24 protein-coding genes are annotated in these 19,080 nt (G+C 64.9%); 12 read left to right on the top strand and 12 right to left on the bottom strand.

The annotated features are described in order from the left end of the window. Positions 1-8: 8 nt before the first annotated feature. A complete protein-coding gene (locus HMPREF3227_RS13685) occupies positions 9-902 on the bottom strand; it encodes a cytochrome b/b6 domain-containing protein (protein ID WP_066510646.1) in 894 nt (297 codons plus the stop codon). A 49-nt stretch (positions 903-951) separates the two neighbouring features. Between HMPREF3227_RS13685 and HMPREF3227_RS13680 the strand changes: the two genes are divergently transcribed. Then, on the top strand, positions 952-1,584 hold the full coding sequence (locus HMPREF3227_RS13680) for a hypothetical protein (protein WP_231732321.1): 633 nt from the start codon (positions 952-954) through the stop codon (positions 1,582-1,584). Between the two features lie 230 nt (positions 1,585-1,814). Here the strand turns inward: HMPREF3227_RS13680 and HMPREF3227_RS04695 are convergent, their stop codons facing one another. From HMPREF3227_RS04695 to rpmB, 8 genes are all read right to left on the bottom strand, one after another. Further along, the gene (locus tag HMPREF3227_RS04695; protein WP_066510637.1) at positions 1,815-2,759 is read right to left on the bottom strand and encodes an electron transfer flavoprotein subunit alpha/FixB family protein; all 945 of its coding nucleotides are present in this window, start codon (positions 2,757-2,759) and stop codon (positions 1,815-1,817) included. Between the two features lie 9 nt (positions 2,760-2,768). Continuing rightward, on the bottom strand, positions 2,769-3,578 hold the full coding sequence (locus HMPREF3227_RS04690) for an electron transfer flavoprotein subunit beta/FixA family protein (RefSeq protein ID WP_230384253.1): 810 nt from the start codon (positions 3,576-3,578) through the stop codon (positions 2,769-2,771). Between the two features lie 136 nt (positions 3,579-3,714). Then, complete coding sequence (locus HMPREF3227_RS04685; RefSeq protein ID WP_066510634.1) at positions 3,715-4,443, bottom strand: TetR/AcrR family transcriptional regulator; 729 nt, start codon at positions 4,441-4,443, stop codon at positions 3,715-3,717. A gap of 69 nt (positions 4,444-4,512) precedes the next feature. Next, positions 4,513-5,283 (bottom strand): hypothetical protein, encoded by a 771-nt coding sequence (locus tag HMPREF3227_RS04680; protein ID WP_066510627.1) that lies wholly within the window; start codon positions 5,281-5,283, stop codon positions 4,513-4,515. 175 nt (positions 5,284-5,458) lie between these two features. Beyond that, positions 5,459-5,707 carry a 30S ribosomal protein S18 gene (gene rpsR, locus HMPREF3227_RS04675; protein WP_066487956.1) on the bottom strand — a complete coding sequence of 83 codons (249 nt, stop codon included), beginning with the start codon at positions 5,705-5,707 and terminating at the stop codon, positions 5,459-5,461. Between the two features lie 21 nt (positions 5,708-5,728). Next, the gene (rpsN, locus tag HMPREF3227_RS04670) at positions 5,729-6,034 is read right to left on the bottom strand and encodes a 30S ribosomal protein S14 (RefSeq protein ID WP_066487833.1); all 306 of its coding nucleotides are present in this window, start codon (positions 6,032-6,034) and stop codon (positions 5,729-5,731) included. A 3-nt stretch (positions 6,035-6,037) separates the two neighbouring features. Next, positions 6,038-6,202 carry a 50S ribosomal protein L33 gene (gene rpmG / locus HMPREF3227_RS04665; RefSeq protein ID WP_066487835.1) on the bottom strand — a complete coding sequence of 55 codons (165 nt, stop codon included), beginning with the start codon at positions 6,200-6,202 and terminating at the stop codon, positions 6,038-6,040. A 3-nt stretch (positions 6,203-6,205) separates the two neighbouring features. Then, positions 6,206-6,442: a 50S ribosomal protein L28 gene (rpmB, locus tag HMPREF3227_RS04660; RefSeq protein ID WP_010187623.1), complete on the bottom strand. Its 237-nt coding sequence runs from the start codon at positions 6,440-6,442 to the stop codon at positions 6,206-6,208. Between the two features lie 456 nt (positions 6,443-6,898). Here rpmB and HMPREF3227_RS04655 point away from each other — a divergent pair, with 456 nt between their 5' ends. From HMPREF3227_RS04655 to HMPREF3227_RS04625, 7 genes are all read left to right on the top strand, one after another. Beyond that, positions 6,899-7,171, top strand: a complete 273-nt coding sequence (locus tag HMPREF3227_RS04655; protein ID WP_066487837.1) for a type B 50S ribosomal protein L31 — start codon at positions 6,899-6,901, stop codon at positions 7,169-7,171. A 15-nt stretch (positions 7,172-7,186) separates the two neighbouring features. Continuing rightward, positions 7,187-7,360: a 50S ribosomal protein L32 gene (gene rpmF, locus HMPREF3227_RS04650; protein WP_066487839.1), complete on the top strand. Its 174-nt coding sequence runs from the start codon at positions 7,187-7,189 to the stop codon at positions 7,358-7,360. 229 nt (positions 7,361-7,589) lie between these two features. Next, entirely contained in the window at positions 7,590-8,291 is a 702-nt protein-coding gene (locus HMPREF3227_RS04645; RefSeq protein ID WP_066510620.1) for a response regulator transcription factor, read from the top strand. Further along, the gene (locus tag HMPREF3227_RS04640) at positions 8,288-9,826 is read left to right on the top strand and encodes a HAMP domain-containing sensor histidine kinase (protein WP_066487844.1); all 1,539 of its coding nucleotides are present in this window, start codon (positions 8,288-8,290) and stop codon (positions 9,824-9,826) included. Before HMPREF3227_RS04645 ends, HMPREF3227_RS04640 begins: the two co-directional genes overlap by 4 nt. Positions 9,827-9,937: 111 nt before the next feature. Continuing rightward, a complete protein-coding gene (locus tag HMPREF3227_RS04635; RefSeq protein WP_082723224.1) occupies positions 9,938-11,428 on the top strand; it encodes a S1C family serine protease in 1,491 nt (496 codons plus the stop codon). 121 nt (positions 11,429-11,549) lie between these two features. Next, the gene (locus tag HMPREF3227_RS04630) at positions 11,550-12,086 is read left to right on the top strand and encodes a MogA/MoaB family molybdenum cofactor biosynthesis protein (protein WP_066487966.1); all 537 of its coding nucleotides are present in this window, start codon (positions 11,550-11,552) and stop codon (positions 12,084-12,086) included. Positions 12,087-12,095: 9 nt separating this feature from the next. After that, positions 12,096-12,305, top strand: a complete 210-nt coding sequence (locus tag HMPREF3227_RS04625; RefSeq protein ID WP_066487847.1) for a hypothetical protein — start codon at positions 12,096-12,098, stop codon at positions 12,303-12,305. A gap of 241 nt (positions 12,306-12,546) precedes the next feature. Here the strand turns inward: HMPREF3227_RS04625 and mscL are convergent, their stop codons facing one another. The 3 genes from mscL to HMPREF3227_RS04610 form a co-directional block, all read right to left on the bottom strand. After that, positions 12,547-13,017 carry a large conductance mechanosensitive channel protein MscL gene (mscL, locus tag HMPREF3227_RS04620; protein ID WP_066487850.1) on the bottom strand — a complete coding sequence of 157 codons (471 nt, stop codon included), beginning with the start codon at positions 13,015-13,017 and terminating at the stop codon, positions 12,547-12,549. 189 nt (positions 13,018-13,206) lie between these two features. Continuing rightward, positions 13,207-13,932, bottom strand: a complete 726-nt coding sequence (locus tag HMPREF3227_RS04615; RefSeq protein ID WP_066487858.1) for an SAF domain-containing protein — start codon at positions 13,930-13,932, stop codon at positions 13,207-13,209. Positions 13,933-13,985: 53 nt separating this feature from the next. Next, complete coding sequence (locus HMPREF3227_RS04610) at positions 13,986-14,564, bottom strand: 5-formyltetrahydrofolate cyclo-ligase (RefSeq protein WP_231725038.1); 579 nt, start codon at positions 14,562-14,564, stop codon at positions 13,986-13,988. Between the two features lie 58 nt (positions 14,565-14,622). Between HMPREF3227_RS04610 and HMPREF3227_RS04605 the strand changes: the two genes are divergently transcribed. The 4 genes from HMPREF3227_RS04605 (at position 14,623) to glpR (ending at position 19,031) form a co-directional block, all read left to right on the top strand. Further along, a complete protein-coding gene (locus tag HMPREF3227_RS04605) occupies positions 14,623-15,549 on the top strand; it encodes a UTP--glucose-1-phosphate uridylyltransferase (protein WP_066487861.1) in 927 nt (308 codons plus the stop codon). 27 nt (positions 15,550-15,576) lie between these two features. Next, positions 15,577-16,893, top strand: a complete 1,317-nt coding sequence (gene glp, locus HMPREF3227_RS04600) for a molybdotransferase-like divisome protein Glp (protein ID WP_066487870.1) — start codon at positions 15,577-15,579, stop codon at positions 16,891-16,893. Next, positions 16,894-17,577 (top strand): GNAT family N-acetyltransferase, encoded by a 684-nt coding sequence (locus tag HMPREF3227_RS04595; RefSeq protein WP_066510617.1) that lies wholly within the window; start codon positions 16,894-16,896, stop codon positions 17,575-17,577. A 164-nt stretch (positions 17,578-17,741) separates the two neighbouring features. After that, on the top strand, positions 17,742-19,031 hold the full coding sequence (glpR, locus tag HMPREF3227_RS04590) for a divisome protein SepX/GlpR (RefSeq protein ID WP_066510613.1): 1,290 nt from the start codon (positions 17,742-17,744) through the stop codon (positions 19,029-19,031). Positions 19,032-19,080: the final 49 nt, after the last annotated feature.

The raw sequence follows: 19,080 nt of genomic DNA, 5'->3' as shown, positions 1-19,080 counted from the left end.
GAGGAATCCTAGCGGTTCGTGACCGAGCCAAACCCTCGGGCGATAGGAGCGACGAAGATGGCGCGGGCGAAGTACCAGCCAGCCGCCGTGACGAGCATGGCGATGACGAAGAGGATAAAGCCCAACCAGTTGTGCGCCCAGACCTCCGGGTCCACGTCGCCGCGTGCGGCGAACATGTTGTTCAGGTTGCGGAGCAGACCCGTCGCGACAACGAGGAAGACGTGGATGCACAAGAACACGATGAAGTAGACCATCGTGGGGAAGTGGATCTTGCGAGCCAGCGGCGCCGGGTAGATTTTGTTGAGCGTCGCATTTTTCGCGGGCCACATGCCGGACATGCGCACGCCAGAGATGATGGCTAGCGGTGCCGCGACGAAGACCGTAAGGAAGTACGCAATCTGCTGGAGCGCGTTGTAGTGCACCCAACCGTTTTCCGTGGGCCAGTCGAGGCTCAAGTACTGCAGACCAGACGACACGGCGTTGGGGATGACCTCCCAGCTCGTGGGCACGATCTTCATCCACTGGCCGGTGGCGAACAACAGGATAAAGAAGATGATGCCGTTGATGACCCACAGCAGATCCAGCGCCTGGTGCAGCCACAGCGTCAGACTGATCTTGCGCTTGGGGTTCCACTTCGGGCTCCAGTAAGCGGCGGGGCGACGCTCAGTGCGCACCGTCCAGCCCGTACGCACGATCAGCACCATGAGGAAAACGTTGAAGAAGTGCGACCACGAGAGCCACACCGGCGTGCCGATGGGCGCCGAGTCTGGCATGGGCGCATGTCCCGGGTACTTCGCGAGGAACTCCTCGCCGCCCGCGCTGCCCAAGTAGGCACGCGCTGCCCACACGAGGACCACCGCGACCACGGCGAGCGCCACCACGGCGCCGATCCATTGGCCCACGCTGAGCGGACCAAGCTTCTTTGGCTCCTTCTTCGCCGGGGCAGAAGACTTGGACGGCGTTTGCTTCGACGTGCCGCTGGGCTTTTGTGCCGCGGATGCCGACGCTGCAGCGACGGCTGCGCCAGCGCCCGTCGCAGCTGTTGCCGATGCCGCCGGCGCTGAGGGTGCAGCAGCTGGCACCCCAGGTGCCGCCGGAACCGCAGAGGCTGCCGGAGCCGCAGGGGCTGCCGGAGCCGCCGCAGCGCTGGGCGCGGCTGGAACACCAGCCGCCGGAGCTGCGGGAGCACCCGGCACGCCGGGAACAGCGGGCGCCGCTGGTGCGGCCGGAGCACTCGGCGCGGCCGGAACGCCTGCAGCTGGCGCTGCGGGAACTCCCGGTGCGCTCGGTGCGGCTGGTGCTACTGGCGCAGCTGGCGCAGCCGGAGCAGCGGGTGCTGCAGGAGCCGCGGGGACGCTCGAAGAAGTCGGCGCGGCCGGAACGCCAGGTGCCGCTGGGGCCGAAGTCGTGCTGGCAGTGGGGGCCGTGGGCGCTGCAGGTGCAGCGGGCGCAGTGGGTGCTGCGGAAGAGGCCGAAGCTCCAACAACGGCAGTTGCAGCGGGTGCTGCCGGGACCGCTGAGCCCGGCGGCCAGGCCGGGCCGCCCTCGGCACGGGGAAGCCCGCTGCGCAGGGTGGGAGCCTGAGCCGTCTGAGGGACTGAAGTATCGTCGGCTGGTGCAGCCGGCGCGGCGGGTGCCGTAGGGGCCGCGGGCGTGGAAGGCGCCGCGGCTGCTTCGGCGGGAGCGGAAGGCGCAGGTGGGGTGGGAGTTTCGGCGGAGGGCGCTGCGGGGGCAGAAGCGGCAGGCGGCCAAGGCTCGCCATCGGGCGTGCGCGGCAAACCGCGGCGCAAATTATCGGAACTCATAGGCGGATCCTAACCCCCGTGCCCTTTGAGGGCGGCAATTAGTTGCGGAACAACGTCAAAGACGTCGCCCACAATACCGAGATCAGCGATATCGAAGATGGGGGCATCGGGGTCTTTGTTCACAGCGATGATGTGTTTGGAGGTCTGCATGCCGGCGAGGTGTTGGACTGCGCCCGATATACCGAGCGCGATATAGAGGTCGGGGGTCACGGTCACGCCGGTCTGTCCGACCTGGGCGGTGTGGTCGATGTAGCCTGCGTCGACGGCGGCGCGGGAGGCGCCAACGGCGGCACCGAGGGCATCGGCAAGCTCGGTGACGAGTGAGAAATTCTCCGCGGAGCCAAGCCCCAGACCACCGGAGACGACGGTGGAGGCGCCGACGAGGCCGGGGCGGTCCGTCGACGCGGGCGCCGTCTCGCGCGGGGTGATAGACAGGCGTGCGCCTGACCCGGGGACATCGAGCACGGTGACGTTTTGCTCGGCAGCCGGCGCGCGGTGGTCGATGGAGCCGGGCTGCAGCGTGATGAGCGGTGCGCCGAAGGTGGGCGCGGAGACGGAAGTAAAAGTGCCGCCGAAGGCCGCGTGGTGGGCGAGCACACCCTGCCTGTCGTGTTCAAGGCCGGTGGCGCGGGCGCTCACGGGCAGGCGCAGCTGGACGGACAACAGCGCCACGACATCGCGGCCTTGGGGGGAGTGCGGCGCGAGGAGGGCGAGCGGCGGAGCGGCGGCGTAGGCGGCGCGGGCGGTGGCGGCGGCATCGGCAGGCGTGGCCCAGGTGGGGCCTTGGAAAATCTGGGTGGCGCCGAGACTCGCGAGGGCCGCGGGGTCAGCGTTGGCGGGGGCGACGGCGACGGGCGTGCCTACGAGCGCGGCGGCGCCGAGGAGCTCCGCGGTGGAGGCAGCGGGCACGCCGTCTGGCGTGAAGTCAGGGATGACGAGAATGATATCGGTCATGGTGGTCTCCTAAGACGGCTGGGCGGCAAGCTTGTGGGCGAATAGGTACTCGGCGATGGCCTGGCCGGCCGAGCCGTCGTCGGTGAGTTTCTGCCCGGCCTCCTTCGGCGGGCGCTGTGCCACGGCGGTCATGATGGTGCGGGCGACGGAAAAGTCCTCGGCGTCGAGGCCGAGCTCGGCGAGGTCGAGCGTGGTGAGCGGCTTCTTCTTCGCGGCCATGATCCCCTTGAAGTTCGGGAAGCGGCCGTCGGGGAAGGCCTCGGTGAGCGAGACGACGGCGGGCAGCTCGGCGCGGACGTCGGCGTCCTCGCAGGCACCGGTGAGCGTCGTGCCATCAAGCGTGAGGGCGGTGAGTTCGCTGAGGTGCGGCATGTCCAGCCAGGCGGCGATCATGGCAGGCACGAGCCCGCCGATGCCGTCTGTCGACGCGTTGCCCGCAACAATCAGGTCATAGGGTTCCCCGGCGTGACGTAGGGCAGCGGCGAGGGCCTCAGCAGTGAGCGTGAGGTCGGCGCCGAGGAGCGCGGGGTCGGTGACGTGGAAGGCGGCGTCGGCGCCCATGGCGAGAGCCTTGCGAATGGTGGCGGTGGCGTTCTCCGGAGCCATGGCGAAAGCGTGGACCTCCGAGGCGGGGTGATCTGCGGCGAGGGTGAGGGCGAGCTCGACGGCGCGTTCGCAGATTTCGTCAAGGACGGGGTCACTCGTGGCGCGCTCGACGAGGCCAGTGGTGAGATTGAGGGCGCGCTCGCCGAAGGTATCGGGAACCTCTTTGAGGAGGACGGCGATGCGCAGTCCGCTAGTAGAAGCTGGTGGGGTCATGGACGGCTCCGTTCGTGGCTCGAGATTTCAGTTAATCACTAGTAACTGAAGTTAGGTGAAAACTGTGACCTGTGCAACGAAAACGTAAAACGCGCTCGCACCGTGGGGGTGGGAGCGCGCGGGGACTGGCTTGAATTTACTTCGTAGCCTGCTTCTTTGTGGCCTTCTTGGTCTGCTTCTTCGCCGTGGCCGTGGCGATGGAGTCGTTGCGGTTCTTGAGCAACTCGAGGGTGGCCTCGTAACGGTCTTCGGGTGGGGTGGCGCCGAGGGCGGCCAGGGCGGCATCGGCAAGCATGACCGCGGTGTCTGGAATGGACTGGGCCGGCTCATAGGGCGGCGTGCCGTTGTTGGGGCGCATCTCGATGACAGAAAGTGCGATGTGGAAGGGCAGCTCGACGCGCGGGTCATCCTCGCCGACGATGGCGCGGGCGTGGCTACGGAAGTAGTTCTGTAGCGCGGTGCGGGCCTCGTGGTACTCAGAGAGCTCCTCCGAGTTGGCGACCGGCAGCTGGTACAGGCGGCCGACGTTCCAACCGCTGGTGAGTAGCAGGCGGGCCTCGGCGGCGACAAGTGCCCAGAGGATGAGCTCCGGTTCGGCTTCCGAGTGGTCGAGCTCCTCGGCCAGACCGAGAGAGGGCTCGATGGTGGAATTCAGGAGCGTGAGGAAGATTTCCGTCTTGGACGGGAAGTGGTAGTACAGCGAGGCCTGACGAATGCCCACGGCTTCCGCGATCTGGTGCGTAGACGTCGTGGCGAAGCCCTGCGTGGTGAAGAGCTCAGCGGATGCGTCGAGGATCTCCTCGCGCGCCGTGCTGCCGCGGCGCCGAGGGCTATGTTTACGCGGCCTACCTACAGCACCTGCCATGGTGGGACGCCTCCTTCCAGAAAACCGTTACTCTTAACACGACTACACTACCCGATAAACAAATAGAATTTAATTCTGGCTTGCCTGCAAGCCATCAAACACGGCGGCGACCATGCGGCAGGCCGCGCCGTAGGCCGTGCGGTCAAGCGGTGGGAGATCGCCCAATCGCAGCGGGTGGCCGTCCACGTGGTCGCGCCAGTTGCGCAGCTCGAGCGCAAGACCGGTTTCCCAGGCCTGCGTGAGCGCGTCGCGCTGGCTGGAGGTGAGAAGCTCACGCTCGTGGCCGATGGCGATGCGGTCTGGCGTGGGACGTGGCGCGGGGGCCGCCCAGCGCGCGATGGCGGCGATGGGGGAGAGTAGGTGTGCGCGCACGTCGACGAGGACGTCGCGATCCGGCAGGCCATCCACGACGCGCAGCGGCTGCGGACGTTGCGCGAGTGCCTCCTCGAGTAACTGCTCCTCGCCGCCGGTGCCCACGGGCAGGCCGGCATCGACACGATTGGCGGCGCTGTCCTTGCCCGTCGTGGCCTTGAGTCCGACGGATGCAAATAGCTCTTCGAGGTCTGAGTCTTCACCGAGCCAGTAGATGGTGGTCGTGGGGATGGCGTCGCCCGTGGCCGCCGCTCCGGTGAGCCGGACGGGGGAGTCCAGACCTGGGGAACGGAGGACATCGGCAAGCACGCGCGAGAACCACGCGGCGAGTGCCACCTCATCCTCGCGGTGGTCGACGGCATTGCGCACAAGGTCCTGTGCCTCCGCGAGAATACCGCGGGCGGCCGCCGGGGACTCGCAACGGGCAGCGAGTTCGCCCAAGTCCACGAGGGAAGGGTGCAATGCCATGTGTCAACGCTCCTTGATTCACTAGGCTCAGGGGGATCTGTGCTAGCAAGAAATAGTAGCACCCCGCAATGCATGCATTGCGGGGCAGAAAGAGAGGTGGAAAAGCACGACATCCCGCCGCCCACGAGGTGGGAAGCGGGATGGGTACAAACGCTGTTGAAACCCTGCTACTGATTTAGCGGGTGGTGAACGGCAGGAGAGCCATTTCGCGAGCGTTCTTCACAGCGGTAGCGACCTGGCGCTGCTGCTGCGGGGTCAGACCCGTGACGCGACGGGAACGGATCTTGTGACGATCCGAGATGAACAGACGCAGGGTCTTGGTGTCCTTGTAGTCAACCTTCTCGATACCCTCTGCCTTGAGCGGGTTCTTCTTCGGGCGACGGGACTGTTCCATGCGGAACTTCTTGGAGTTATTACGCTTCATAGCCATTGGTCGTTTCTCCCTTTACCAGCTGGACTTACGAACGCCCGGCAGCTCACCACGGTGAGCCATGCCGCGCATACGGACACGGGACAGACCGAACTTGCGGAGGTAGCCGCGCGGACGACCATCGGCCGAGTCGCGGTTACGCACGCGAGACGCGGAAGCGTCGCGCGGCTGACGGTTGAGCTCGAACTGTGCGTCCAAGCGGTCCTCGTCAGAGGTGTTCGGGTTCTTGATGATGGCCTTGAGCTCAGCGCGACGCTCCGCGTAGCGGGCGACGATTTCCTTGCGCTGCTCGTTCTTGGCGATCTTAGACTTCTTAGCCATAGATTAACGCTCCTCGCGGAATTCGACGTGCTTGCGGGCGATCGGATCGTACTTCTTCATGGAGATACGATCCGGATTGTTGCGCTTGTTCTTACGGGTCACGTAGGTGTAACCGGTGCCCGCAGTGGACTTCAGCTTGATGATCGGGCGAATGTCATTACGTGCCATCGGTTAGATCTTCTCCCCACGGGCGCGGATCTTCGCAACGACGGACTCGATGCCGTCGCGGTCAATGATCTTCATGCCCTTAGTAGAAACGGTCAGGGTGATGGTGCGGCCCTCGGAGGGCAGGTAGTAGCGACGACGCTGCACATTGGGGTTCCAACGGCGCGACGTGCGGCGGTGCGAGTGCGAGACCTGCTTGCCGAATTCCGGCTTGCGGCCCGTTACCTGGCAAATAGCCGACATGGGTCTTCTTTCTCCTAGCCGCCCACATCATGGCTTTGTTTGTCCGGCATGTATCTGCGTGAGGGGCAGCGCGCTTTAAAGTGAGGTAAGCGGCGGAACATGCTGGCAAAACGCCAGTAGACGGGGCGTTATACGTACATTGTGACAACAGCAAGGGGAAAGTCTACCGTTCGAGACGTCAATTACCTAATCGCGCCGTAGCGCAGCGTGTGCGGAGGCGATTTCTTTTAAGGTCGTGTGACCTGTATGATTGTTCAAGTTGTCGACGCGCGGGTGCTTGGCTCCTCTTTACTTAAAGGGGTACCACACCGTGTGTTCGATATCTTTAGTACACGACATACATCCCAACTCGGGCACGATCCTTGGATGCGCGTGCTGCCGGCTGGCTCCAGTGGGGCTGCGCGGCGAAGCCTCGCAAGGAACCGACCCGTAGTTCAACCCTGAGGGAAGATATATATGAAGAAGGATATCCACCCGGATTACCACCCGGTGGTCTTCCAGGACGCTGGCACTGGCCACAAGTTCCTGACCAAGTCCACTGCCTCCTCCGACCGCACCGTCGAGTGGGAAGATGGCAACGAGTACCCGCTCATCGTCGTTGACGTGACGAGCGAATCCCACCCGTTCTGGACCGGTGCACAGCGCGTCATGGACACCGCTGGCCGCGTCGAGAAGTTCAACCAGCGCTTCGGTGGCATGGCCCGCCGTAAGAAGAAGTCTGCGAAGTAAGGAGGATAGTAGAAAATGGCAACTCCTAAGTTCAAGATGTCCCGCGCGAACACGCGCGCTCGCCGCTCCCAGTGGAAGGCTGACAACGTCGCCCTTCAGGAAGTGAAGATTGACGGCCAGACCGTGCGCATCCCGCGCCGTCTGGTGAAGGCCGCGAAGCTCGGCCTCATCGACGTCGAGCAGTTCTAGTTTTGCAGGGTCATGTGCCCTGTAGTAAAAACTAGTTGACGCCTCACCTTTTGGGGGTGGGGCGTTTCTGTATTTTCGGTCGAACCTTGCACCTTAATAGTCGTATCTCTAAGGTTGTGTTTGGTCAGATGAGCTTTATGGGACGTCATCGTCGTACCGCGCCGATCGCTATCCTTAATAAAGGCTTTGGACTTCGAAAACCCAGTGTAGATAAGGAATAATGGCGCCTATGAAAATTTTGGTCGTCGATGACGAACAGGCAGTGCGTGAATCGCTGCGCCGCTCATTGAGCTTTAACGGATATGAAGTCCTCCTCGCGTCCGATGGCGCTGAGGCGATAACGATCGTCCAGGACGAGAACCCGGACATCATGGTTCTTGACGTCAACATGCCGAACATGGATGGTCTCGAGGTCTGTCGCACGCTGCGTAGCGAAGGCTGGGCTCGTCCGATTCTCATGCTCACTGCGCGTGACGGTGTCTCTGATCGTGTCGCTGGTCTCGACGCTGGCGCGGACGATTACCTGCCCAAGCCTTTCGCTCTCGAGGAGCTCTTGGCTCGCGTGCGTTCCCTCGTCCGGCGTGCCGCGGCTGATGCGAACGCGAGCTCCCGCCCGGCGGCGAGCACCAAGCTGGCGTTCGAGGACCTCAAGCTCGACGGGGACACACGCGAGGTCTCGCGCGGCGACCGCGCCATTTCGCTCACTCGCACGGAATTCTCTTTGCTGAAGCTGCTTATGGAGAACCCGCGCAAGGTGCTCTCTCGTAACACCATCCTCGAAGAGGTGTGGGGCTACGACTTCCCAACCTCCGGCAACGCACTCGAGGTCTACATCGGCTACCTGCGTAAGAAGACGGAGGCGGGCAACGAGCCACGTCTCATCCACACCGTGCGTGGCGTGGGCTACGTGCTGAGGGAGACGACTCCGTGATTCTGAGGAAGCCCGCGCCTGACGCTGTGGCTTCCGCTGAATCTGGATTTGATCCGCGTACCGAGCCCTGGGGCGAGGCGAGCGGATGGGAGCAGCGGGCGCCACTGAAGTGGCGCCTGTCACTTGTGACGGGCGTGGTCGTCGCCATCGTCGTGACCATCACGACCTTGGCGACGTACGCGGCCGTGTCTGCAATGCTCACCGCGAACGTGGATCGCATGCTTGGGCGTGACGTGACCTCGCTCCTCGAGACCACGATGAAGTTGGAATCGAACGAGCAGATTACCCAAGTCATCGACTCCTACAAGGCCTATCACCCGGACACCCGCGTGGCGTTTTCACCGCCTAACTGGGCTTTCGTGTACGGCGACTCGATACCCGTGGGCGGTGAATTTAGCTTTTCGGGCGCTGGGTCCTCCACGTCCGTGCGCACCGTGGGCGGTGAGCGCATCGTGGCCAAACGGCACGACAATGGCTCGCTCGTTGTCGTGGCCCGTGATTTGACGGATATCAACGCGCTTATCACGACGCTGGGAACGGTCCTCGTTGTCATTACGGCATTGGGCATCCTTGCCGCCATCCTTGCTGGCATGTGGGTCTCGAAGTCCGGTCTGCGGCCGATTACGCGCCTGCAGAAGGCCGCTGACTACGTGACGCAGACGGGCGACCTTCGTCCCATCCTTGTGGTGGGTAGCGATGAGATGGCGCAGCTCACCATCTCCTTCAACGAGATGCTCGTGGCGCTGCAGGAGTCTCGCAAGCGCCAATCCCAGTTCGTGGCCGACGCCGGCCACGAGCTCAAGACGCCCCTGACGTCTATGCGTACCAATATCGAGCTACTCATGATGCTCAACCGCCCGGGCACGACGGCCAATATCTCCGACCAAGACCGCAAGGACTTGGAAGACGACGTGTTGGCGCAGATGACGGAGCTGTCCACGCTCATCGGCGATCTCGTTGACTTGGCGCGCGAGGACGCGGCCGAGAAACAAACCGAGACCGTCGAGCTTCACGAGGTGCTGGAAACCTCCCTCGAGCGTGCACGCCGCCGCCGTCCGGACGTGGACTTCAAGATCCGCATTTCGCCGTGGATCATGGAGGGCGACCAGTTCGCCTTGGGCCGCGCGACGCTCAACCTCATGGACAACGCAGCCAAGTGGTCGCCGCCGCAAGGCACCGTGCGCGTGTCCATGCGCCAAATCAGCGACTACGAAATGCGCCTGCGCGTCGACGACTCGGGCCCCGGCATTCCCGTCGAGGATCGCGAGAAGGTCTTCGAGCGTTTCTATCGTTCCGCCGAGGCACGGTCTATGCCGGGCTCCGGTCTAGGCCTGGCCATCGTGAAGCAGGTTATCGAGCGTCACGAGGGCACGATTACTGTGCGCGAGTCCGCAGATGGCGGCACGCGCATGGAGGTGATCGTCCCAGGCCACCCAGGTGATGGCGAGGTCTACGAGGACGCCGGCGTCGACGCAGGAGAAACTGCCAGCGAGCGCAAGGAAGAATTCGCCAAGCGGTGGTTTAACCAGCGCTAATCTCCCGGCGCGCGGGCAGCCACAAGGCCCACAGTTTATTGCCAGTATTTCTAAGCGGACTCGCAGATTAGTTGCAGAGTTGGCTCAGCCATTCGTTGCACAATAAGTCGCATGACTTTCTGGAACAAGAACCAGAGCGAGCCGCAGGACGGCCACTCGGCGGATAATAGCGATATCACGAACTCTCACGCAGCAGAGGACACAGAGCGCGTAGCGGATAAGGAGCCCTATGGCTCCGAGGCTCATTATGGTTCGACGGCAACCCCGGCAGGGGATGCCGCAGGTTCCCGTGGTGAGCGCTTCGACGAGACCCGCGAGATAGCAGCGCAGGGCCAGCCGAGTCCCACGTATTCGCAGGGCTGGAACCAGCCGCGCACGGAGGATGCGCAGGCAGCTCAGGCGGCGCAATCGGCGCAGCGCCAGCAGCCCTACGCCGCGTGGTTGGGGCAAGGGGCGGGCGCGGGTTACGGCGCCGCCCCCACAGCCGTGGCCCCGCGTGCTGAGAAGTCGAAGAAGTCGGTGAGTCTGCCCGCCGCCTTGGCGCTCATGCTGGCCGGTTCGGTGGCCGCAGGCTCGATTACCGGTGTTGTTGTCTCGAAGAATAGCGATGACTCCGGCACCGCCACCGTCAACGAGGTACTCAACCAGCCGGTGTCGAATACCGAGCCCTCGGGCGATAGTACTAACTCTGACTCCGGCATTGAGGATGTCGCGTCCAAGGTGCTGCCGTCCGTCGTCGCCATTCAGCTCATGACGCGCACCGCTGTCGAGTCGGGCTCCGGCTCCATTATTTCGCCGGACGGCTACGTGCTCACCAACCATCACGTCATCGCGGACGCGAGCCAGGGCGAGCTCGAGGTCACCCTGAACGACGGCTCCAAGCACACCGCGCGGGTGATTGCTTCGGACGCCAACACGGACGTGGGTATTATCAAGATCGACGACGTGCAGGATCTGCCGTACCTCGAGTTCGGCGACTCCTCCTCGCTTAAGGTCGGACAACAGGTCGTCGCCGTGGGCTCCCCGCTGGGGCTAAACGCGACGGTGACCTCGGGTATCGTCTCCGCGCTCAACCGCCCAGTGCGTGCCTCCCAAGAAGGCGGCGAGTCCTCGCTCATCGACGCCATCCAAACGGACGCGGCGGTCAACCCCGGCAACTCCGGCGGCCCGCTCGTGGACATGAACGGCAAGCTCGTGGGCATGAACTCCATGATCGCGTCGCTGTCGTCCGGCTCCTCCTCGTCTGAGGCGGGGTCCATCGGCCTGGGCTTTGCCATCCCGTCCGTCTTTGCGAAGCGCATGGCGGACCAGCTCATCAACAAGGGAGAGGTCACCCACCCCATGCTCGGCGTGCAGGTTGCCGCGCAGCAGCTTTTCGATGGCGCCTATGTCGCCGGCGTCGAGCCGAACAGCCCGGCGGACAAGGCGGGGCTCAAGAAAGGCGACGTTATCACCCGCGTCAACGAACGGCTCATCGATTCTGCTGACTCGCTTATCGCCGCGACCCGTTCCCAGGAATTCGGCGCCACCGTTACCCTCGAGGTCACCTCCGAAGGGGAGGATTCTCCGCGACAGGTAGAGGTAACCCTCACGAGCGAGTAAATTAAGGAACACCGTACATCCCCTAAGAAGAGGAGGGCGCATGACGTCTCCCGTAGACACCCCGCACGCTGGCGATCCACTGGCCGGCTTGGATCTGGACGCCCAGTCCTCGCAGGCGCTCATGGACATCGCCGAGCCGGATGATGATTTCCTCATCGCCACGGAGCGTGAATCCCGCGCTCAGGCCCCGCGCCGCGCGCTCGCTGTCCTCATCACGGACCACCCGGATGAGATGACGGATGAGACCACCCGTCTCGTCACCGAGCTGCTCGTCGAGGCCGAGTTCCAGGTCGATGGGTGCCTCGTGGTGAAGTCGAAGAAGTCCAAGATTCGCCAGGCCATCGAGACCGCCGTCGTGGGCGGCGTCGATCTCGTGGTGACCGTCGGCGGCACAGGCGTGGGCCCGCGCGATAAGACGCCGGAGGCTACCCGCGACGTCCTCGACCAGATGGTTCCAGGCATCGCCCAGGCCCTGCGCTCCTCGGGCCAGGCCTGTGGCGCCGTCGACGCGTGCGTGTCCCGCGGCATCGCCGGTGTGTCCGGCTCCACCGTCGTGGTGAACTTGGCGTCCTCGCGTGCGGCCCTGCGCGATGGCATGGCCACCCTGCCGGCGCTCGTCCACCACCTCGTGGACCAGCTCCAGCGCTACAGCGTCTAGGAGGCAGCTATGACTCAGCCCCGCAAGCGTCGGCGCGCGACACGGCTTTCCGATGCCCCCAACTACGACCGCACCGCCGACCGTCCACCGTTCCAGTCGGCCTTTGGCCCCGACGGCGAGCGCGCCGTGCCCGTCGACGATGAAGCCGCTGCGGCAGGGGAGGAACTCACCGGCGAGGAGTTCTACCGCGCGCAACAGCCGCCGCACTACGGCGCCTAAACCCCTGCCCGAATCCTGTGCGCCAGATCGTCCTCACTGAAATCTCCGTTCCGACGACGGCACTGTCCCGAAAGCAATAATCCCAGGTCGCGAAGAATTTCTCCCGCGAAGGAGAAGACCGCGACCAGGGCACATGGCTTTCGGGACAGTGCTTTTGTGTGTCGCGCATAGAAAAGACCCGGGTGCTCTTCGTAGCAGAAGAGCGCCCGGGCTTGGTGCGGCAGCGCGAGTGCGCGGCTACTTATGCCTGGTGACGGCCACCGTCGAGATCGGTCTCGCGGTTGTTGGTGGCCTTCTCGTCGTACGAGACGGCGCCAGCCTTGTTAGCCTCGAGCAGGTCGCGGATCTCGGTGAGGAGCTCCTCGGTGGTCGGAGCCGGTTCCTCCGGGTCGATGCCCTTGCGACGCTGAGCGGCCTCGTTGAACTTGTTCATCGGCATGATGATGATGAAGTACACAACGGCGGCGACGATAAGGAAGTTCAGAGCAGCGGTGATGATGGCGCCGAGGTCGACGAGGGTAGCCTCGTTGCCCTCGCGGAGGTGGTAGGCGAAACCATTAACGTTGGCACCGCCGAAGAGGGCGATGATCGGGTTGATGAGGTGATCGGACACGGCGGTGACAATGGCCGTGAACGCAGAACCGATAATGACGGCGGTAGACAGTTCGATGACGTTGCCGCGGAGAATGAAGTCCTTAAAACCCTTGAGCATGGGGTTCCTTTCCATAAAAATATCCGGAACCGTTTCAATTAGTGGAAATGATTACCGGAGCATAGATTTCTTAACTTGGTAGAAGTGTAGGTTAAGCACGGCAGCAATGCTATTTATCCTCCCTGTATGCCACCTGTACGCCGCTGTGCCCGACGTAAATTCCTGCAAAAAATTTCTCAGGATTTGAGATCATCCCGTCGCTCGGGGCCCGGTGATGACGACGGTAAGGGGTCCGCTGAGGCTCGCCGCGGCGACGCGGTCAGCCTCCGTGGCGGGCAGCGCTACGAGAATCGTTCCGGGGCGCGCCTGCCCCTTACCGCCCTCGGGTAGCGCCGTCGCCACGACCCTGCCACCTGCAGCGACGAGCGCCGCTGCACTCGTCTCTGGAGTCCCATCAGTCACAGGAATTCCGTCGTCCGGACCGGCGCCCGCGACCCCAGCACCGGGTGGCGCGGCGGCCGCCGTCACGATGCTTACGGTGTCGCCGTGGTGGAGCAACGCCGCGATGTCGGGCTCGGCCAGTTTGAGAGGCACCATGTGCAATCCTGGGTCCGAAAAACTTTGTGTGGTATCACTCACCCCCAGCAATCGGGCGGGCGTGAGGACCTCACCAACGCTGCCCGCGGCGACGAGCACGGAGCCCGCCGGAGTGTCCTCCGGTCCCAGTGCTGCGGCGGGAATCACTTCCTTGGGCACGCGGCGCAGTTCGACGTCGCCGTCGCCCACCACCGAGCCCGCCGGGACGTCACGGGCAAAAACGTAGACCTGCGGGTGCTCGCGCACACTGGCGGCCGCGCTGAGCCCCGCCGCGAGCACGAGCGCCCCTGCGAACCCGCGGCGCAGGATGAGCGTGCGCCCGCGCCCCGGCGTGGACAACTGTTGGCGCGCATGCGCGAGTCGAATGGAAAGCTTCATGCCTCATTAGACTGCGCGCTCCGCCCAAAGGTTCCCGCCGCGGCGGAGGAGTTCTAGGACAGCGGCAGCGCGCGTACGCCCGACTGCGTAAGTACCGCGTTCATCACGGCATCGTGCGGCTCGGCGGGGACGTCCTCGCGCACCTCGTCGTCGAAGACAAGGACGAGGGTGTCCGTGTCCACGCCCGCGAGCGCGCGATCGTAGTAGCCCGCGCCCTTGCCCATGCGCACCCCGGCGGGGGAGACCGCGAGTGCTGGCACGAAGATAAGGTCCAACTCGGCCAGCAGGCTCGAGTCGCGGCGCGGGCCCGTGGGCTCGCCAATCCCTAGCGCGCCCGGGGCGAGCGACTCGGCGCCTTCGTAGCGTGCCCAGAGGAGCTGGCCGTCGTCGCCGGAGATGGGCAGCCATACCTCGGCCGCGCTGGCGTAGAGGGTCTCGGTAAACGCCGCGCCACCAGGTTCTGAGCCCAGCGGAGCGTAGGCCGCGACGCGCAGACCCGCGGCGCGGCGTGCGGCCTCGGCGGCGATGGCGTCATTCGCCGCGGCAAATGAGGGGGTCGCGGCGAACGCGCGGCGTGCTGCGGTGAGCTCGGTGCGCAGGCGCTTCTTCGACTCAAATTTTGCGTCAATCACACCGTAAAACAGTAGTCGGTTCACAAGATGAGAGGGCGTAGCAGGTAGGCTGGCCGTTATGGCTACTACATGTGACGAGGCTCCGCTGGGCGTGAAAACGGTCGTCGTCCCTGCCGCTGGCATGGGCACCCGCTTCCTTCCCGCTACCAAAACGGTGCCTAAAGAACTTCTCCCCGTGGTTGATACCCCGGGTATCGAACTCATCGCAGAGGAGGCCGCGTCTTTGGGCGCAGCCCGTTTGGCGATCATCACCGCTCCCAATAAGCAGGAGGTCATGCGTCATTTCGATGAGTTCCCTGAGCTCGTCGCGACGCTGCAGTCCCGCGGCAAGGATGAGCAGGCCGCCAAGGTCGAGCGCGCCGCGAAGATCATCAAGCCGGTCTCCATCCCGCAGGATAAGCCATTGGGCTTGGGCCACGCTGTGGGCCTGGCCGAGTCCGTTCTCGATGACGACGAGGATTGCTTCGCCGTCATGCTCCCAGACGACATCGTCATGCCCGCCACCGTGCTCGAGGACATGGCGCGCGTGCGTCGTGAGCTGGGGGGCTCCGTGCTGTGCGCCGTCGAGGTCTCGCGCGAAGAGACGTTCAACTACGGCGTCTTCGAGGTCGAAGACACGGACAACGACAACGTGAAGAAGGTCGTGGGCATGGTGGAAAAGCCAGAGCCCAAGGACGCCCCGTCCAACCTCGTGGCCACCGGCCGTTACCTGCTTGACCGCAAGATCTTTGATGCCCTGCGCAAGATCACTCCGGGCAAGGGCGGCGAGCTGCAGCTTACCGACGCCATCGATCTGCTCATCGACGCCGGCGAGCCCGTCCACGTGGTCATCCACCACGGCACGCGCCACGATCTCGGTAACCCGGGCGGTTACATTCCGGCATGTGTCGATTTTGGTCTGCGTTCGGACAAATACGGCCCGGCGCTGTATAAATCACTCAAGGCTATCTTGGCTTCTTATGAAGCCGAGCACGCTGCTGAGTAACACCCTTCGATAGGAGATGGATCATCCATGCGTTCAGTTGAGGAACAGCTAGAGCTCATCACACAGGTGGCGGTCACCCCGGAACCCGTGCGTATCGCGATTGCGAATGCTTTAGGCCTCATGAGCGCCGAGGAGGTCCAAGCCAATGAGCCGCTGCCGGGCTTCCCGCAGGCGGCCATCGACGGGTACGCGGTGCGCGCCGTCGACATCGGCGGCGAGAAGGGCCTTTCCGCACGCCGTCCCGCTCCCGAGGCGGAGGCCGAGGGTGAGGAGGGCGCGGCGGCGCAGGAGGCGGCATCGGCAAGCTCGGTGGAGCGCTCCCTGCCCGTCGTGGGCGAGGTCCCCGCGGGCTCGCGCCAGCCGCTGCGTCTGCAGCCCAAGCAGGCTGTGCGCGTCTATACCGGCGCGCCGTTGCCCACGCTTGCCGATGCCGTCCTTCCGCTGGAATGGACCGACCGCGGGCGCAAGCGCGTCACAGCGTTGCGTCCCGTGCGCTCCGGTGACTTCGTGCGCGGCGTGGGCGACGATATCCAGCCCGGCGATGTCGCGGTGAGTTCCGGCACGGTGCTCACCCCGGCGCACATCGGGCTGCTCGCGGCCGTGGGTCGCAGTAAGGTGCTCGTCTATCCGCGCCCGCGCGTGACGATCATTTCTTATGGCAAGGAACTCGTCGATATCGACAAGGAGACCGGCTTGGGCCAGGTCTACGACGTCAATTCCTATGCGCTCGCGGCGGCGGCGAAGGAGGCCGGAGCGGATGTGCACCGCGTGGGCCTCGTGGAGGGCGAGCCGCGCCGTATTCGCGAAACCATTGAGACGCACGTTGCGCGTTCGGAAATCGTGGTCATCTCCGGTGCCGTGGGCGGCGCTGGCGCCGACGAAATCCGTAAGGTCCTCGACCAGCTCGGCGATATCGATACGACGCGCGTGGCCATGCATCCGGGCTCGGTCCAGGGCTTTGGCGTGCTGGGCGAGTCCCGTGTGCCGACGTTCCTCGTGCCGTCCAATACGGTCTCCGCGCTCGTCATCTTTGAGGTCTTCGTGCGCCCGCTCATTCGCTTGAGCCTGGGCAAGCGCGTCGGTGCGCGCCGCGTCGTGCGTGCCCGTGCGCTCAACCACATCGAGTCGCGTCCCGGCCGCCGCGGCTACATCCGTGCGCGGCTCATGCGCGACGCCCAGACAGCGGACTACCTCGTGGAAGGCCTGGGAGGTGCTGCGGGTGCCCCCGCGCACCTGCTCGCGGGCCTGTCTCACGCCAACGCGATCATCCGCGTGCCGGAAGACGCCACGGATATTCGCCCGGGCGATGTGGTCGACGTCCTGTTCATTACGCAGCGCAACTAGATGTGGAATTTCTTTGGCCGTCGCTTCGATACCCCGGCGACTGGCCCCACTGATACGTATCACCCCGGCTGGCCGGAGGCGACGCCTGCCGTGCGCATTCCCGGCGGCGAGCTCGTGCAGCTGCGCCCCGTGCTCAGCCGCGATGGCGAGGACTGGCGCCAAATGCGCGTGCTCGACGAGTGCTATCTGCGCCCCGTCGAACCCACCGCGCCAACGGGCTGGGAGGCCGCGCACACGCGTGCGGCGTGGCACAATCACCTGTCCTTCCTGCGGTCCTCGGCCCGGGAGGGAAGCATCGTCCCACTTGCTATCACCGTAGGGGGTGACTTTGCGGGCCAAGTGACGCTGGGCAATATCCAACACGGCGCCATCCGCGAATGCTGGATTGGCTACTGGGTCTTCTCCGCGTTCCAGGGTGCCGGCGTGGCCACGGCCGCGTGCGCTCTAGGGGTCGACCATGCCTTTGATCGGGTGGGCCTCCACCGCGTCACGGCGACGTATATGCCGGGCAACCCCGCCTCGGGCGCGGTGCTTCACCACTGCGGCTTCCGCGACGAGGGCTACCTGCGCCGCAACCTCCACATCGACGGCGAGTGGCACGACCATCACCTCGTGGCCATCAACATCGATGACTACGACTCGACGGCCGCGGCACGGCTGCGTGCGGCGGGCCGGATCCTCTAGTGCGCCACGGGTGACTGCGGCGCGACACGGCGCGACGCGGGGACACCCGATCGACACACGAGTCACAAGCTTCACGACCTCGGCGTGTCGGCGCTGCGCTCCCCGCATAAGCGTGTATGTAGCACTAGACTTTTCGCCAACTGTCCGTCTAGGGAAGGTGCTCCATGTCCACCGGTGCCATCATCGTCCTCATCATCGTGGTGTGGCTATTTCTGCTTGCGCCGTGGCTGCTGCGCTCGCAGCGTCCCGTCAAGCACACCGGCGAGGCCTTTGACGACACGCGCGTGCTCTTCAACGGCGACTCCGGCGAGGTCCTCGGCTCGCGTCGCCCGCGCCTGAGCCCCCGCGACGTCCACGTCTCCGCTGATGAGCTCGATGCGGTCAACGAGTACGCGGATGACGCCGTCGCACACGACGACGCACCCGTTGACTTCAGCGAAGGCAACCCGGACGAGGCGCGCTCCCGTGATGACGCGCACGCCAGCGAAGACGGCTCCCGCATGACCATCAAGCGCGCGGCCGCTAATGCGAAGGCCGCTGCGGGTGCTCGGTTCCGTCGCGGCACCGAGCGTGACGCTGACGTCGCTTCCGACGACGCCGAAGATGATGCGCTCGTCGACGAACCGGTCTTTGAAGAGTCCATGGCCGACGCGAAGAACGCGCCCGAGCTCGACGTCGTCGCCGACGAGGTCGAGGCCTTCACGGCCCCGGCACCTGAGGCCGCTGAGGACGCCTACGCCTACGACGACTCCTATACCTCGCCAGTGGACCTGCTGTACCCGGGCGCCGTTGATCCCGCGCCCGCCGTTGACGCCGAGGTTGAGTCTGAAGCAGATCCTGTCGGGGGTGACAGCGCCGACGCAGAAGCAGAAGTTGCCGAGGAAGCTCAGGCTGACACCGCGGAGACCGAGGGCGAAGCGCACGAGGAGTCGGACACTGACCTGTCGAACGATGAGCTCGAGTTCGCGCAGCGTCGCCTGGGCCGCGGCGGCTGGGACCCGGTCGCGGATTCTGCGGCGCGCGTGACGCGCTATCAGCGCCGCCAGCGCGTGCTTGTGTTGTTCGCGGTACTCGACGTCGCCGCGGTGGCGCTTGGCATCGTGGTCGGCGGCTGGACCTGGTGGATCGCCGCCATCCTGGGCATCGCGACCGTCGCGTACCTCGTGGCACTGCGCAACCAGACACGCGCGGAGACCGAGCTGCGCCGCCGCCGCGTCAAGGCCCTACGTCGCGCGCGCTTGGGCGTGCGCACGGCTCAGGACGAGGAGCTCGCCATCCCGCGTAAGCTGCGTCGCCCGGGCGCGGTGGTCCTCGAGGTCGATGACGAGAGCCCCGACTTCGACTTCCTGCCGGTCTACGATCTGCGCGGACCCGGCGACGATGACTTGGGCGGCGCCCACGTGGTCAACCGCCGCGAGCTGCGCGACGAGCTCTCCGCACGCCGCGCCGGTTAACCCGTTCCTTGCAAGAATCCCCTCTGCGAACGCTTCGCAGAGGGGATTC

The sequence above is a fragment of the Corynebacterium sp. CMW7794 genome, assembly GCF_001563605.1.
GTDB classification, from domain to species: Bacteria; Actinomycetota; Actinomycetes; order Mycobacteriales; family Mycobacteriaceae; genus Corynebacterium; species Corynebacterium phoceense.
Note: the sequence above shows the minus strand (reverse complement) of the source record. Positions and strands in the feature narration are given on the sequence as shown.